Annotated in this window: 12 protein-coding genes; 3 read left to right on the plus strand and 9 right to left on the minus strand. The window is 34.8% G+C overall.

Annotation, left to right across the window (positions count from 1 at the left end):
• Positions 1-41 precede the first annotated feature (41 nt).
• Complete coding sequence (locus NG806_RS08545) at positions 42-386, minus strand: phage holin family protein (RefSeq protein WP_214831648.1); 345 nt, start codon at positions 384-386, stop codon at positions 42-44.
• A 270-nt stretch (positions 387-656) separates the two neighbouring features.
• Here NG806_RS08545 and NG806_RS08550 point away from each other — a divergent pair, with 270 nt between their 5' ends.
• The gene (locus tag NG806_RS08550) at positions 657-917 is read left to right on the plus strand and encodes a hypothetical protein (protein ID WP_214831649.1); all 261 of its coding nucleotides are present in this window, start codon (positions 657-659) and stop codon (positions 915-917) included.
• 335 nt (positions 918-1,252) lie between these two features.
• Here the strand turns inward: NG806_RS08550 and NG806_RS08555 are convergent, their stop codons facing one another.
• Together NG806_RS08555 and NG806_RS08560 are read right to left on the minus strand one after the other, a co-directional pair.
• Positions 1,253-1,675 (minus strand): PaaI family thioesterase, encoded by a 423-nt coding sequence (locus NG806_RS08555; protein WP_214831650.1) that lies wholly within the window; start codon positions 1,673-1,675, stop codon positions 1,253-1,255.
• A 314-nt stretch (positions 1,676-1,989) separates the two neighbouring features.
• Entirely contained in the window at positions 1,990-4,110 is a 2,121-nt protein-coding gene (locus NG806_RS08560; RefSeq protein WP_261512697.1) for a type IA DNA topoisomerase, read from the minus strand.
• Between the two features lie 206 nt (positions 4,111-4,316).
• Here NG806_RS08560 and NG806_RS08565 point away from each other — a divergent pair, with 206 nt between their 5' ends.
• Together NG806_RS08565 and NG806_RS08570 are read left to right on the plus strand one after the other, a co-directional pair.
• Positions 4,317-5,396, plus strand: a complete 1,080-nt coding sequence (locus tag NG806_RS08565; protein WP_214831652.1) for a sensor histidine kinase — start codon at positions 4,317-4,319, stop codon at positions 5,394-5,396.
• On the plus strand, positions 5,393-6,103 hold the full coding sequence (locus NG806_RS08570; protein ID WP_261512698.1) for a LytR/AlgR family response regulator transcription factor: 711 nt from the start codon (positions 5,393-5,395) through the stop codon (positions 6,101-6,103). Before NG806_RS08565 ends, NG806_RS08570 begins: the two co-directional genes overlap by 4 nt.
• A gap of 25 nt (positions 6,104-6,128) precedes the next feature.
• Here the strand turns inward: NG806_RS08570 and NG806_RS08575 are convergent, their stop codons facing one another.
• The 6 genes from NG806_RS08575 to NG806_RS08600 form a co-directional block, all read right to left on the minus strand.
• The gene (locus tag NG806_RS08575; protein WP_214831654.1) at positions 6,129-7,055 is read right to left on the minus strand and encodes a sterol desaturase family protein; all 927 of its coding nucleotides are present in this window, start codon (positions 7,053-7,055) and stop codon (positions 6,129-6,131) included.
• A 162-nt stretch (positions 7,056-7,217) separates the two neighbouring features.
• Positions 7,218-7,511, minus strand: a complete 294-nt coding sequence (locus NG806_RS08580; RefSeq protein WP_261512699.1) for a GNAT family N-acetyltransferase — start codon at positions 7,509-7,511, stop codon at positions 7,218-7,220.
• Between the two features lie 205 nt (positions 7,512-7,716).
• Positions 7,717-8,253 (minus strand): hypothetical protein, encoded by a 537-nt coding sequence (locus NG806_RS08585; RefSeq protein ID WP_214831656.1) that lies wholly within the window; start codon positions 8,251-8,253, stop codon positions 7,717-7,719.
• A 5-nt stretch (positions 8,254-8,258) separates the two neighbouring features.
• Positions 8,259-9,716, minus strand: a complete 1,458-nt coding sequence (locus NG806_RS08590; RefSeq protein ID WP_261512700.1) for a hypothetical protein — start codon at positions 9,714-9,716, stop codon at positions 8,259-8,261.
• Between the two features lie 2 nt (positions 9,717-9,718).
• The gene (locus tag NG806_RS08595) at positions 9,719-11,245 is read right to left on the minus strand and encodes a hypothetical protein (protein ID WP_214831658.1); all 1,527 of its coding nucleotides are present in this window, start codon (positions 11,243-11,245) and stop codon (positions 9,719-9,721) included.
• An 80-nt stretch (positions 11,246-11,325) separates the two neighbouring features.
• The gene (locus NG806_RS08600; protein WP_261512702.1) at positions 11,326-16,113 is read right to left on the minus strand and encodes a hypothetical protein; all 4,788 of its coding nucleotides are present in this window, start codon (positions 16,111-16,113) and stop codon (positions 11,326-11,328) included.

Here is a 16,113-nt window from a genome sequence, read left to right on the forward strand (position 1 = left end):
AAACTAACGGATTTTATTCTGATATGGCTATATTCTATGGCTTAATCACCATCTGAGAACATAGAGTTTGCCAGAGAGGTAATAAGAGAAAGGGCAATACTGAAAATAAGTGCCCACCAGAAACCGTCTACTACCATACTGTCTATGAAATAATCAGCAAGCAGGATGATTAATGCATTAATTACCAAAGCAAACAATCCTAACGTAATGATTGTTAATGGAAGTCCCAAAAGACTTAAAACTGGTTTTACGATCAGGTTTAAAAGACCTAAAACAATGGCGAAAATAATCGCAGTTGAAAAACCTTCAAAATGTACTCCCGGTAAAATTTTTGTTAAAAGGAACGCAACGATTGCAGTTACCAGTAATCGGATAATTAAGTTCATATGATTATTTTTAATAGTTCCTAAATACTTATCAAAACTCATTCCATATAGTTCTCTCAGGACTATTGATAAAAGCTTTTGTAATTAAAATTAAAAAATATATGCTCTAATATTTCTGTTTTCAATGATATAGGGAAAACATCTATTTTTTAAAAATGGGTATTTCCCCTTTTATTTTATAGGATTGAAATCTGGAACTTTACTTCAATGAAATACTAAAAACACTGAACCAACAAAAATTATTAACCCAATCATTTAAAATTTCACATCATGGAAGCTCCAGAACCAACCAATCTTGCCAAAGGCACACGAGTGAGTGCAGGCGAAGCCAGTCTTTGGCATATTCACGAAGAACATATAAAATATGGCTCTATTCAGGAAACAAGAGTTAATTTACGTGGCAGGACTCTTATAAAAATAATGGAAAAGCTAGCTGAAAACGCTGGAATTAATGGTCCTTATATTCGGTCTCAAAGACAGATTGAAACTTATCAGGAATGTATCGATTATATTAATGAACATTATGATTAATCAATTTTTAAAATGATGAAATTGCCTAAGGAATACTTAGGCAATTTGTTTAAATCAACACCTACACGCTTATATTAGCAAAAGTTTATTTTCCAGAAAGTATAAAGGCTCTATAGATCAGTTCAGTATTCATTACAATCGTTTGTTCCGGGGATGATTAGGAGTGTTATAATTTAGCACACAAAATAAATATTCCTTTTTCATATCTACAGAGTATGCGGTTTACAAAAAAGAAAACCTCGAGGACGAATGGGATATGGGGCATGTTTAATCCTGTTGGAAATAATGCTTACCTGTGGTTCTCTGTTCAGGCTTATTCTTTCTAGGATTCCAGATTATTTAAGTCTCATCATAGTAACCAATGAAGTGGCTACATGACTTTCAGAATTCTCACTCTCATCAATTGCATAGATTTCTGTTCTTATAACACTTATCTTACCTCCACCTTTTACTACATAAGATTTTGAAACCAATGCATCACCCATCGCCGGTCGTAAATAATTAACTTTAAGCTCTATTGTTACCACGTAGCAATCTTCTTTATAATTACTCACTGCAGCATAGCCAGAAGAGACATCTACTAAAGAAGCAATCATTGCTCCATTGAACATTCCCGCTTTCCTGGTCATCATTTCCATCTTCGGAATTTTAATGGACACAAAATCAGTTTCCACTTCAAGAAGTTCTGCTTTATAGAATTTTAATGTTTCGGAACGGTTGAAACTATCTGTTATAAGTTGCCTTTTTTCTGGTGTCATGGATTGAAATATGATTCTGACAAAGGTAAGGAAAGGATTGAACTTTTAATTGTATTTTTCAACCACAAAAGGCATAAAAGCTTATAAACACCTAAGTTATTTTAAATTTAATATGCTGTATAAGAAATACACTCAAGTTGTAAAAATCAAAGATTTTTTGTTAATGTCCAATCCATTTTTATCAAAGATAAAAATCCTTGCGCCCTAAAAAACATACGCACAATAAAAAAATTGTGTCCTGGCGTTTAACGAAAAATTTTATTTTGAGGTTTCTTCACCTTTGGTTCGCAATGACTAGGCATCGTAGTAGTGTGTTAATTTAATTGTACCGTGAAGTCATCAGATAATGAAAGAACGCCTTCTGTTATGATATTAGGATGACTGCTGAAACCTTTTAATTTTGAAGTTTTTCCTTTTAAAATAAGATCGAGAAGTTGTTTTTCAGACAGTTTTTTTCCAAAAATTTCAAATGGTATTTTAAACCCACAGTTCTTAAAATTAGAACATCCCACAGCTGTATTTCCTTTAAACAGATTATGTTCTTTACATTTCGGGCATTTTGTTTCCTCCCAGGATTGAAGTTCTTTTTTTACAGCAGGCTCTCTTTTCTTTTTTTCCACGACTACCTCTTCTTCCTGTAAGGTGATCACCTTTCCTTTTCCGTCGACCACTTTTTTTGTCAATTCGGAAACCATCTGAATCAACTCTTCTTTAAACTGATTGGCTTCATATTCCCCGCTTTCAATTTTACGAAGTTTTAATTCCCATTCTCCCGTTAACTCCGGGCTTTTAAGAAGCTCATCCTCGATAGTATCAATCAATTGAATTCCCGTTTGGGTAGCATACAGATTTTTTCTTTTCTTTTCAATATATTTTCTTTTGAAAAGAGTTTCTATAATATTCGCTCGTGTTGAAGGTCTTCCGATACCATTATTTTTCAACAATTCGCGAAGTTCTTCATCTTCGACTTGTTTTCCGGCAGTTTCCATAGCTCTTAGAAGCGTTGCTTCCGTATAAGGTTTTGGCGGCGAAGTCTTTCCCTGATGGATCATAGGATCGTGGGGGCCTGTTTCTCCAACAGTGAATTCAGGAATGGTCTGCTCTTCCTCTTTATCTTTTTCTTTATCAGTAGGTTCTTCTTTTGCATCTTTAGCATACACGGCTCTCCAGCCAGGTTCAAGAATCTGCCTTCCACTTGTTTTAAAAGGAATTGTTCCCACTTTTCCCTCTACCAAAGTGTTTGAAATTTTACATTCAGGATAAAAAACAGAAATAAAGCGTTTAGCAATAAGATCATAAACTAATTTTTCCTCTCTGCTTAAATTTTGTGAAGGTGGAACTTCAGTTGGAATGATCGCATGGTGATCGGTCACTTTTGCATCATCAAAAACTGCTTTAGATTTTGGAATCGGCTGCTCTAATAATGGAGAAATAAGCTCCTGATAAAAATACATTTTCTTAAGAATACCTTCTATTTTCGGATAAAGGCTTTCCGATAAGTAGGTAGTATCCACACGAGGATACGTCACATGTTTTTTCTCGTAAAGACTTTGAATATATTTTAGGGTGCTATCTGCAGAATACCCATATTTTTTATTGGCTTCCACTTGAAGTCCTGTCAAATCGAAAAGTCGTGGATTCTTCTCTTTTCCTTCTTTAATCTCAAAAGAAACGATCTCAAAAGGATTAACTTTAAGATACTCCAGACCTTTTTCAGCACGGTCTAACGTTTTTAATCTATCGATCGCCGCATTGAAAATAACATCACGGTATTTGGTTTTTAGTTCCCAGTATTCTTCGGTGTTAAAACTGTCGATTTCTTTCTGACGCTGAACCAACATTGCCAAAGTTGGTGTCTGCACTCTTCCTATGGAAAGAACAACTTTATTGTTGCCAAATTTCTTGGTAAAAAGTCGGGTTGCATTGATTCCCAATAACCAATCCCCTATTGCTCTTGCATTTCCTGCTAAATAAAGATTCTTATAGTCATCAGCAGGTTTTAATTTTTCAAAACCTTCTTTAATAGCTTCTTCGGTAAGCGACGAAATCCATAAACGTTGAATGGGCTTATTGCATTTAGCCTTCTGTAATACCCAACGCTGGATTAATTCTCCTTCCTGCCCGGCATCACCGCAGTTAATCACCTCATCACATTCTTCAACCAGCCTTTCTATTACTTTAAACTGATTTTCAACCCCTTTATTGGGGATTAGTTTTATCCCAAATTGACTAGGGATAATGGGTAATAAAAACAGATTCCAGGATTTGAATTGTGGTCCATAATCATGGGGCTCCTTAAGGGTACAAAGATGTCCGAATGTCCATGTTACACAATAGCCGTTTCCTTCCATATAGCCTTGTTTAGGTGTGGTAGCACCTAATACTTTGGCAATATCTCTGGCAACACTGGGTTTCTCGGCAATACAAAGCTTCATGAATATTCGGGATTATTGAAAGGGCTGCAAAATTCGGGATTTTTTTTGGATTTTCCGGAAAAAGTTATGAGCGGAGTTTATTGAAAAGAAAGTAAGCCTTGACAAATAAAGATTCATAATCATTTTATCATAAGGATAATGTACCTGATCAATTTGTATCTAAATATTGTCAATTAAATTTTGTAGTTTTGGTTAAGAAGTTTTTTATGGATCTTTTACAAGATAAAAATGACAGCTTCACTCACAGTGAGATTGGTAAACAGGCATTTTGGTATGACTTCATTGTCTCCTTAAAATATCGCTGGCATAGGCGCATAGCTTTGCTTCTTCTTTTTGGACTTCTATTCCTTACTTCAAAAGAGAAAGAATATATTGGATCCTTGGATATCTATTTAAATATAGCCTTTGTTCTTTATCTTTTAATTTTAATTTACCTGAATGTCTATGTTCTGATCCCAAAACTATTAACCAAAAGTAAAATATTCCTATACATTCTCAGTCTCATTGCACTGGCTGTTTTTACTTTCACTTTAGTGATGATTTTTGATCAGGTATTTTATGAATATAGGATTACAAAGAATGGGAAAACAACCTTCTCTTTTGTGAGTCTTCTTCATTTTACTCTTTCTTTTAATATTATACTTGCCTCTACTACAGCCATAAAACTCTTTCAAAATTGGCTGAGGACCCGGGAGAATTTTTATAAAATGCGGGAAATTAATTTTCAAAATGAACTGGCTCTTCTAAAGAATCAGATTTCTCCCCACTTCTTATTTAATACCCTAAATAACGCCAATATCTTAATTGAAGATGATCCAAAGCTGGCCTCATCATTAATTTTAAATCTTTCTGAGTTACTTCGGTATCAGATTTATGACTGTTCCGAAGAATCTATTATCCTAAGTTCGGATATCCACTTTTTTGAAAACTTCCTTTTTATAGAATCTTCGCGAAGGGATGACTTTGAGTATGAAATTTTGGTAACCGGAGAAAAACATGATATTTTAATTCCCCCATTACTTTTTATTCCTTTTATAGAAAATGCTGTAAAACACAACAACAGTTATCAAAAGGCGTTTATAAAAGTTCATTTTCATTTAGAAAACAATATTTTGCATTTTACCTGTGTGAACTCTAAAAGATCTGATGAATCAACTGTATATAAAGGAGGAATAGGACTTACTAATATCAAAAAAAGACTTGATCTACTTTATCCTGGTAAGCATCAACTTATTATTGACAATAAACCTTCATCATTTTTTGTAGATTTAATTTTAGAACTATGAACTGTATAATTATCGACGATGAACCTATTGCAAGGCAGGGAATGTCAAAATTCATTAATAAAGTCCCTGAGCTCATCCTTAAAGGTATCTTTAAAAATACTGATGAAGCTAAATCATTTTTGGATGCTCACGATGTTAATCTCATTTTCTTAGATATACAAATGCCTGGTATTAATGGAGTTGAATTTGCCAAAACACTTTCTAAAAACACTCTGGTGATCTTTACCACAGCACATATTAAGTATGCTTTAGATAGTTATGAAGTAGATGCTATTGATTATCTGGTAAAGCCAATCCGTGAAGAACGTTTTTTTAAAGCTGTAAATAAAGCTTTGGAGTATAATTATTTTTTATCAGACTCTTATGAAAAGGGGCAATACAAAGCTTCCGGAGAAAATAGTATCCTGATACGGGCAGACCGACGGGATTACAAAATTCTTTTTGGTGATATTCTTTATATCGAAGGGATGAAAGACTATGTAATTATAAATCTTGGTTCAGGAAAACTTATTACCGCGATGAATCTTAAGACAGCACTTTCTAAAATTCCAGAAAATTTATTTGTGCGGATCAGTAAATCCTATATCGTTAATGTTTCACATATTACAGCAGTAGCCAACCATGCTGTATTTATTAACGATATAGAATTACCTCTTGGAATAAGCTATAGAAAATATTTTATGGAATTTTATAAGGGAAAATCCTGATTTTTACAGCTCAATTCATAAGTGATCAGAATATGATATATTCTTTTTGTTTTTCCCGATATTCTTTTTGATATTGTTTCACCGTTTTTCCTGTACCATCGTGTCTCCATCCCGGTGGATAAAAGAGATATTTTACACGATTCTTAAAAGAAATTCCAGGCTGAGTAATATCTTTTCCTATTCTTCTCCATTCATAAAAAAGGACGGTTCGGGGATCTTTAGATTTTATTTTCGGATATATTCCATACTTAACAGGTACTTCAGGATCTTCTTTTTCAAATGTTCCAAAAATCTTATCCCAGATGATCAACCCCATTCCCATATTACGATCCAGATATTTGATATTACACGCATGGTGAACGCGATGATGAGAAGGTGTAACCAAAATATATTCTAAAAACCCCATACTCTTAATCGTCTGGGTATGAATAAACGTACCATAGATCTGGATTAAAGAATAAGCCAGCATCACATGCCATGGATTGAATCCTAAAAATGCTAAGGGAGAAAAAAACATATACCTGTACAAAGGCTGAAATACCGGACTTCTAAAACCTGTAGTAATATTAAAATAATCCGAGTTATGATGTGTTATATGTACCGCCCAAAAGACACGGGAATGATGGTCTACATAATGATGAACATAATACGCAAAATCCTGGGCAAGAAAAACTGCAATCCAGTACCATATTCCAAATTCCCAATCGAAAATCCGATGCTCATAAAAGAATAGCATAACAAACATTGAAAAGCCTTTCATTATGATATCCAACCCATAGTTTAACAGAGCAAAAAAGACATTAGTAGCGACGTCTTTGGTTTCGTAAAGCTTTTCTTTATTGAAATGGCTATAACCCATTTCAATAAAAATAACTACAATAAAGACAGGAACGGTCCATTGCCAAATAACTTCCTGTCCATGGTCTCCAAAAGTTTTATTAAAATCAAACATTTTTTTCTGCGAAGCTATAGAGTATGAACATTGGAAGTTTTTTTTTTAGATGAAAGTCACTTTTTTTTATACATCTAATATACTTACAATCACCTTAATAATTGATACAAAAAAAAATAAAAATGTACTATTTTTATTTTTTTTTGCAGGTCATTCTCCTTTTTAATCTTTCAACCATACATCATTATATTCCTCAGGATGACGTTTGAACTGAGCAAAAACATAAGGACATAAAGGAACTATTTTAAGATCATTTTCTCGTGCATAAGAAACAAGTCTTTCCAGTAGTATTTTCGCAAAACCTTTTCCTTCGTGCTCAGGATTTACTTCTGTATGATAAACAGTTAATTTTTGTCCAATCACCGAAATATCCATTTTCCCCACTTTTTGATCATCAGAAAATAACTGAACTTCTCCTCTATTGTGCGTATTGATAACAACTTCTGTTCTTTCCATTTTTATTTTTTTTAAACTAATTTTTAATAAAATAAAGATATCATGTTTAACAACAACAATAAATATCCTATGATAATTTCTACCTCTTGCTTTTTACCAGTTTTTCAAAGCCTTATCAATCTTATACAATAACAAATCCCTTTTAAACTTTAAGTTTAAAAGGGATTATCTTTTGAATTTCTAATACATTATATTAGAATCAAGATTACAATTGTGGAGTATTGATTACGATAAGTTCCAAATCTCCTTCTTTTAAAAGTGTTCCGTTACCTACTCGCATTGAGTCTACTTTGAAACTTGAATAATAGATATTTGGTAATTTAAACCAAAGATAAATATGAGAATCTGTACCAACATATTGACCAGCTATAATAGCTGTGCTTGCAGCCACATAAGTCTTATTGTTCATCAATGCTCCGGAGGGCTGGTAACAATATCCTACCCAGGTTACATCAATAATGTCACCATTCTGATAATTATACCCGGATGCCCGGATGTGAAACATCTTACTATCCGTATTTGTTCTATAAGGCATTTTCACATGGAAAATCTTATCGGTATTGTACTCGGTAGTAAAAAACTTAAGAATTCCTTCTCTTGTACTTCCTACATCTTCTGATCTTACAAATTCAGGATTATCGAGATGTACATAGCTGTCAAGAAGATCTCCAAACTGCTCTTCTGTAGGCCTTCTACCAGCCTGAAAATATTCTTTTAATCGTGTAATTATTTTTTTTGCCATGATGACTAATTGATTAGAGTTTTTAATTGTTCTATTTCTTTATTTTGAGAAATCATGTAAAGCGTAAGTTCTTCAATTTTTTGAAGTAGCTTCATCTGAAAGTCCCCAATTTTAACACCATCTTTGATCATTGTTTCACCGGATGGAATTTCCGGCAGATGTTTATTTTCTTTAATATAAGATTCCAATTCTTGTAAATCAGGCATGTGGTAATCAGTTCTGATTGGAGAATAATTATCATAATACTTCTGAAAAACATAATCTGCTGGAACATTCATATCAACAATAACATCTTCAGCATGAATTTTTCCTTTTACAGTAAGTTTCTGATCAGGATTCATTGTTCCTATTCCTACGTTTCCAGCATCTCTATTTAGGATGACATTATTTCCAAGTGGATTAATATGAAGTGGGGTTGATGCATGACTCTGTATCCAAGTATATTGTCCACTACATCCGAATCTCAAATTTACCTGAGATACATCTCCTAGTATTAAAGTTCCTTCCTGATCCGGATCACTCAATTCTGAAACAACATTCATTTTTCCATAAGGATTCATTGTTCCTATTCCTATATTCCCCTTAGGATGTACACATAGTCTTACAGCAGCATTGGTAACAAAATTAATTGCTCCAAAAGTATCACTCAACCCATTATTTACAATATTAAAATCACTATAGGTACCATATCTGAACCCTGAACCGGTATATCCAGAATTGACTTCCAAATCAGCACTTGAATGATATTTGATGGTTAACTTATTACTTCCACCTGCAGCTTCATTTCTATCAAATAAACCTGAAATGTAATTATTGTCGCCCTGCCCAACTGGAGCTTTCACATGGAGCTTTGTTTCAGGCAATGATGTTCCTATTCCCAAATTATCATTATAATGGATATAATGTGTTCTCTGCCCTATAAGAGTATTAGTGTAGATATTAGAAAGTTTCACCTCACTAAAATCCTGTGTATCGAAAGGGCAATGATAAGTAATTCTGATATCATATATATTCCCTGAATGATGAGTGTGATAAATAGTTATTTTATATTGATTAATATTAGCATCCCAGACTATATCTCCAATATAAATATGATTAATAATAGGACCTCCCGCCTCCACTATTCTTGAGGTAGGCGTATACCACACTGCATTATCCGGATTAGATCCCACCTGAAACAGTTTTTTGATATTTCCGACCGTATTCGTGTACATCCATGTTCCCACAATTTCTATTTCAAGAGACCCTGACATTCCTCTGTTTCCCAAAAGAATATCCACAGCCTGATCAAATACATCGTTAGGAAAGTCAACATCTAGTCTTTTTTTTATGTAATTCTTAGGAAACAGTTGTGAATCTTCCAAATTGGCAAAGCTATCCATTACGTCACCAAATTGTGCTTCTGTAGGTCTCTTCCCTGATTTAAAATATTCTTTTAATTCTGTTATTGTCTTTTTTGCCATGATTAATCTGTTTTTAAAACATCAATCTCCTTTTTAATTGAGATCATGTATAATGTTAATTCTTCTATTTTCTGCAGTAGTTTGATTTGGAAGTCTCCTACTGAAAGTCCATTATCCATCATCTCTTTTGCAGAAGGAATTTCTGGGAGGTGACTTTTTTCGGAGATGAATTTTTCAAGATCACCAATCTCCCTTAGATTATAATCGGATGCAAAGACATGATCCGCAGTAGGTGTCGCAGTAATCACTACATCCTTTGCTTCAATTTTACCATATAGAGCCATATTACCTGCATCTGATAAAAACAATCTTGGTCCAGATGATCCATCTGTAGAATAATTCCAGAACTGCAATCCATTACCATAACCTCCTGTCATATTGTAGATTGCCCATTTATTAGCCGTACCAAATGCTGTTTTGGTTGGATTTTGTAAGAGAAGAGCACCTCCTTCATTACTACTAACTTGTGATGCTATAACTCCCTGCACATCTAGTTTCTGCTGTGGATTATCAGTACCGATTCCGACATTTCCATTCGGGATTATTCTCATAAGTTCTGACATCGCAACAGGAGAATCCTGGGCAACCTTTTGATAACTGGAAGACAAAAATCGAATACCATCGTTACCAGCAGTTACAGCGGTCTTATAGCTAGGATAAGATCCACTACTTGACAGCCAGCCAAAAGCTGTTGTATTATCTGCTTTTGCACCATAACTCATATAGGTTTCCGCATTACTTCTTAATGATCCCCAATTATTGACGGAACCATCTTCATAACGGATAGAAAACGCATTGACTCCTGTTGTGCCATCAGTATTGCCCACCAAAATATTTCCCCAGACATCTAGTTTAGATCTTGGATTACCTGTTCCAATTCCTACATTTCCATCTGTGTTAACCTTCAATCCTATTTTAGCACTTTCAGATGAAAAAAGATTTCCAACCCATAAATCCCATTCATTTGTCATGGGTTGGCGGTCTACATTCTCAGTAGTATTTCCTCGGTTGTCTAAAACATTCCATGCCTGATTTTTATTAATAGATCTGACTTTAACAACTAACTGCATTTTTTGTTCTGAAACACCTAGTGTCTTCAGGGCTCTGATTCGAAATTTTGATAGCCCTCCATTAACATCTACGGTAAAGCATACATTTGTACTTCTATCAACATAATTATTCTTATTTACAGCCCCACACTCTCTCCAAATATTTTGATTATAATGTGAAGTTGCTGCAATATGAGTAGCCGCTGAAGCAATATTTCCTCTGGTATATGCAATAGATATTTCATAAAACCCTGATGCATTAGCAGCTACAGATTCAAATCCGACAAATTCTATATAATCTCCAATTTGATAGTTCTCAGGGAATTCAAGCTTAACATTATACTCAGATATTTTTAAATTTCGAATGCTCTCATCATCCAAATGCACATAGCTATCGATCAAATCCCCAAACTGGCTTTCTGTTGGTCTCTTTCCTACTTTAAAATATTCTTTTAAGGCTGCTATTGTTTTTTTTGCCATAATTTTGTTTTTTCATGATCAGTCCCTCCTCCCACATGGTTGGGAGGAACTGACTCATTTTTATTAATTATAATTAAGGGTTAGTTAGGGCTAACGATAAATGTTTGCTCGATGATCATTCCATCAGTTCCATCGGAAGAAATTCCACCAATGTTTGTTGAAGAATCCGGACTGTACAGGGTGATAATTCTGTCATCCTTGCTAAACATACCTGAGGTATTTTCCGCAACAACTTTAAAATGGTAGTAAATAGGATTCCCGTCTGCATCTTTTACTGTAAGCGGATCCAATCCTATTTTTTCTAATCGCAAGAAAATCGTATGATCATTAATATCAAATATTTCTTTAGGAATCCAGGCATCAGTATTTGTCTGGGGATCGTTTTCAAAAAGAAATAACTGCACTTTTGAAGTATCATTTGGAACAATATTCATTCTTGCCACTTCTTTCCAATTCCCTTGATTACTCATTTGATAAAGGTGATATCTACCTTTATAGCATTGTTCATTCCAGCTCAGCAGACCTGAAGTAACCACATTTCCGGTAATCGGATTAGATTCAAATTTCAATTCCGGTGATTCTGGTAAAACATTTTCTGTAATAGTTGTAATCATCAATTTTGAGGCTTCAGAAGGTGCATATTCTGTTACAATTACATCGGATTGATTGTTTCCACTATAATTTGCTTCTGCATATTCTACTTCAGCTTCTACCGTTACACGATAGTACAACGGATCACTGAAAGGAACTTGAGGTAAATCTGAAAACCCATCTTCTAAAACCCATGTCTCATGATCCAACATTCCTGCCGCTTCAAGGTCAAGTTCTTTAACCAGCTCCATTGTTCTTACAGAGACTGCATCCTGCATATTAAGAGCACGGTATAGTTTTGCTTTCTTAATATTGTAGATTTTGTTGTACGAATTGATTGTCACTTCCATTTTTGGTAAAACATTCTGTTCTTTATTTTCCAGAACAGGGATCACACTTTTAATTTCAGGAGTTCGCAATGGGAATGAATTAACCATTCTTACCGGGCCAACAGCAGGACTTAATTCTCCCTGAACCAATTGAGCGTTGGTTTCCTTTACAGCATAGAAATAAACACTTGTAGAGGCACCATCTAATGTGAAATCGACAAATAGTGTTTTATTGGTTCCCAAAACTTTCATCATTGGAGCCATATCGAACTCTGGACTGGTGGGATTCAGGAAAGTTCCATTTTTATCTCTAATTGACTGAGCTTTTGGAATGGGTTGATAAGTTCCTCCTTTAATATGCTGATACAGAATTGGAATCTCTGTAAGAGGAACAAATGAATTCTGAATCGTTTCCCTTACAAAATCATAGAATGTTAATTTCCCAAATCTTCCATTTGCATCCGGATGAATAATTTCATGCAGCATATCCTGAATATGATGATACTCCAAGGGGCTAATACTATCGTTATAGTAGCCGTTATGCTGAACAATGAATTCGTTGATACTTCTAAACAATGCTTTATTATTCGGAATAGGAAAACCATATCCATTATACTCTCTGAACTTGCTTGTTGAAGGATCAAGTGTTGCATTCGCCAGTTCCAATAATCTGGCATTGAAAAATTCATCATTATTATGGGTGCGTATATCTTCTATAGAGTCCGCTGTTGGAGTAGCATTATACCCTTCTGTATATTCATATAATGAACTTAATAGAATATCATCATTGCTGCGAAGATACATTACACTAAATGGCCTGTGTCCAAAACTAGTTGTAAACGCATATGATGAACGTCCAAAATAATCTGGTCTTGTAGCATATTTTGCACCCAATGGTTGCTCTGGAGTTTTAGGAGCTTCAATTCTTCTTCCAAACATCATGGTAGGAATGGAAATTCTCGATTTATAATCATTGTAGGTGAGATCAATGCTCCGAGCCCCGAAAATACTGTACTTTTCCAATACATCAGGATCCTGAGGAATTACAAAATCTTTCGTCAGTCGGCATGGTGCATTATAATAAAGGTATGCTCTGTATCCTGGATAGAAATTTACCTCTTCTGTTCTTGAAAAATTATCCGGCTGTAAAGGATCAGTTGCAAAAGATTCATCCAAAGCAAATAATCTTAAATCTCCGGTTCCTATATTATCAATACGAATTACTTTAAGTGTTCTCAGTTCCTTTCCCTGCTGACCGGCGACGGAAACACGTACACTTCCTCTATACCATTGTACACTGTCCGCATTGGCAATCATTGAATGTTGAGGATGGTGACTCAATGTATATCCCGGGAAATTAAGTTCATATAATCCTGAAAAAGGGGCACCATTAGTCTCTGCTCTTTTGATATTGGCATGTTTTTTTATTCCTCTGAATTTTCTGAAATAGGTGTTGTAGGTTATATCTGGAGCTACTCCTGATTCGACTGTAATTTCTTCAGTATAAATAGGCCAATTGTCTCCAATTTTAATTTTCAGAGGGTGTGGATTTGATGTTCCCCAGGTTGTCGTATTTTGCATATTTTCCACAACCATAAAGGATTCATCTACATTGGGTACTACAAAATTAGCAGGATCAAAAACCACTGGTGTATTTTGTCCAAAAGCATTTCCAACCTGTTTTTTATAAATATGAAAGATCGGAAAGTCGGGATCGCTACCTGAAACGATATTATCAATAATATAATCGTCAGCTCCTACTTTAAAAATACCACCAATATAATTTTGAAACTCTCCGACAGGAATCGTAGGGTTTAAAACCTGTGCAGGACTTGTAGCCGTAGCTGTACTGCTTAATTGTAACCCTTTTGTTTTAACTACAGAAACCAATGGATTTCCAGAAAGATCCGTTATCGTATCTACTACTCCAAACACCTGGTTAGGGATTTCAGGGCGATAAAATACTTCTATCTGATCAGCAAATAATTCTTCATTATCAGGTAGCGGATTAAAGGTAGACAGATCTACACCATTTATAGCTTTTTGATAAGAAATCATATCTTGTGATGCATCATATTCCATGGTAAGTCTCACCAAAGTTTTATCATTGGCCAAATTCTGCGCATACATATCTTGCTCATTCTGAGAAGTAAGCAATAATGGCAGCTCTTCCTGAATTAAAAAAGCATTAACACTGGAAGGCGGCAATAAAGTATTTGCAGGTCTTATCTTTGACTCCACTTGCCATACTTTCTCTGATAATTTTGATCTTGAGAACCAATTGACCCCGTAGGAACCATATACATGTTTTCCTGATCTTGTTTCTTTATGTACATAAGCTGGATTTCCAAAATCCGGAAGCCCAATAGCTACAGTTTCATTATATGATTCGTTACCATCTGAAAATACATTTCTAAAATTAGGATCGTTTGGTAATTCAGGAAGCCTCCATTCTGTTTCATCACTTGATCTATATTCGATACCCACATGAACAGGATAGGTAAACTTAGACATATCAAATTCCTGATTGGTATAATAAAATGGACTGTCAGCAGGTTCATCCGGAGTCATTTCTTCCGTCATTAAGCTTAAATATCTTCCTGTACCATCATGGGTATATCCATCAGAATCAGTAAGACCGCTCATTGTAGTTCCTGCAGTAGGATCGGCTGATACCATTCCTGGAACCGGTTCTTTTAAAATAACCGGTAAACACAAACGTTGATCATCCAATGATGTAGGTAATGTAATCGAAATATGATTAAGCTCATTAGCGCCCTGCCCGTTGCCTAAATCTGCAAGCGTAACATAATAAGCGGCATAGATATATTGATCGTTATTATAAATCTGATCGCTCATATCCAGGTATCCCAAGCCTAACATTCTTGCAGTATGATAATCAAGCCCCGCCATTTGAAGATTATTAAAGTGAGAAAACTCCAAAGGGTTAGGATCACTCTGATCATCATTCAGGTAGTAATAATCAAGAGCTAAAGGGTTAGCAGCATTATTACTTAGTTCCAGATATCTCTTAACAGAATGTTTAATCGTATTTTCAGGATCATCCAATTCATTCCATCTTCTCTGATAATTTTTGATATTTACAAATTCATTATCATTATATCTTGGCCAGACAGCATGTATAGGATGATGATCCGGATCCGGATCCAGTCTGTATTTTAGTACTTCATCATCATCCAAGGAAAGTCCAAACTTTCCAATTTCTTCCCAATTACTCTTAAAGACCACATCTTCATAAAATTCAAAATCAACTTTTGTAATAATTGTATTGGTAGGTAAAAATCGAACACTTCTTCCATTTTCAGCAAATATTTTTTCCGAAAAATCGACAATATTCTTTCTGAATGTAACATTCTTTGGTAATCCCAATAGGTCAGTTTCTACAGAGAGAATTTCTGTTTTTGCTTTCCCATCTGATTGTGGAGTAAGTTGCGTAGAGAAAAATAATTTTTCTCTACATTCAACTTCAATGATATTACTTCCATACTGTTCCAAAAACTCTTGTGGATTTGAAAATGGATCGACTGTATTTCTTACTTCGTGATATTTACTGATATTTCGGAAATACACATAAAACATTCCCACTTCACGACCCCCATACAACCATAGACCTTCTGAGTCAACGACTGTTGTGGGAGAGTCTGTAAGGTAAAGACTTCTGACTTGAGGATTGTAAGACGTTCTGAATATTCTTACGAAATCATCCTCTTTATTAAAACCTTTTGGCACACCTGAATAGTTACCTCCTTTTGGCAGGTGTTCTGCAGCTGGACCTTTCAGTGTCCATCTTAAATGAATTCCCGGAGTACTGTCTTCTCCCTTGGATCCGGCAGCTTGCACATATAGACAATTCGATTGTAAAAGAACATTAGTAGTAGGAAGTGATCCTGCAGCCCTATTTGTATTATTATTTATATTGAAAGACAT

This window comes from Chryseobacterium paludis, assembly GCF_025403485.1.
Taxonomy (GTDB): Bacteria; Bacteroidota; Bacteroidia; order Flavobacteriales; family Weeksellaceae; genus Chryseobacterium; species Chryseobacterium paludis.

Coding starts and splice junctions, on each gene's coding strand:
- NG806_RS08545 (WP_214831648.1), bottom strand. CDS start 386: ATGAACTTAATTATCCGATTACTGGTAACTGCAATCGTTGCGTTCCTT.
- NG806_RS08550 (WP_214831649.1), top strand. CDS start 657: ATGGAAGCTCCAGAACCAACCAATCTTGCCAAAGGCACACGAGTGAGT.
- NG806_RS08555 (WP_214831650.1), bottom strand. CDS start 1,675: ATGACACCAGAAAAAAGGCAACTTATAACAGATAGTTTCAACCGTTCC.
- NG806_RS08560 (WP_261512697.1), bottom strand. CDS start 4,110: ATGAAGCTTTGTATTGCCGAGAAACCCAGTGTTGCCAGAGATATTGCC.
- NG806_RS08565 (WP_214831652.1), top strand. CDS start 4,317: ATGGATCTTTTACAAGATAAAAATGACAGCTTCACTCACAGTGAGATT.
- NG806_RS08570 (WP_261512698.1), top strand. CDS start 5,393: ATGAACTGTATAATTATCGACGATGAACCTATTGCAAGGCAGGGAATG.
- NG806_RS08575 (WP_214831654.1), bottom strand. CDS start 7,055: ATGTTTGATTTTAATAAAACTTTTGGAGACCATGGACAGGAAGTTATT.
- NG806_RS08580 (WP_261512699.1), bottom strand. CDS start 7,511: ATGGAAAGAACAGAAGTTGTTATCAATACGCACAATAGAGGAGAAGTT.
- NG806_RS08585 (WP_214831656.1), bottom strand. CDS start 8,253: ATGGCAAAAAAAATAATTACACGATTAAAAGAATATTTTCAGGCTGGT.
- NG806_RS08590 (WP_261512700.1), bottom strand. CDS start 9,716: ATGGCAAAAAAGACAATAACAGAATTAAAAGAATATTTTAAATCAGGG.
- NG806_RS08595 (WP_214831658.1), bottom strand. CDS start 11,245: ATGGCAAAAAAAACAATAGCAGCCTTAAAAGAATATTTTAAAGTAGGA.
- NG806_RS08600 (WP_261512702.1), bottom strand. CDS start 16,113: ATGTCTTTCAATATAAATAATAATACAAATAGGGCTGCAGGATCACTT.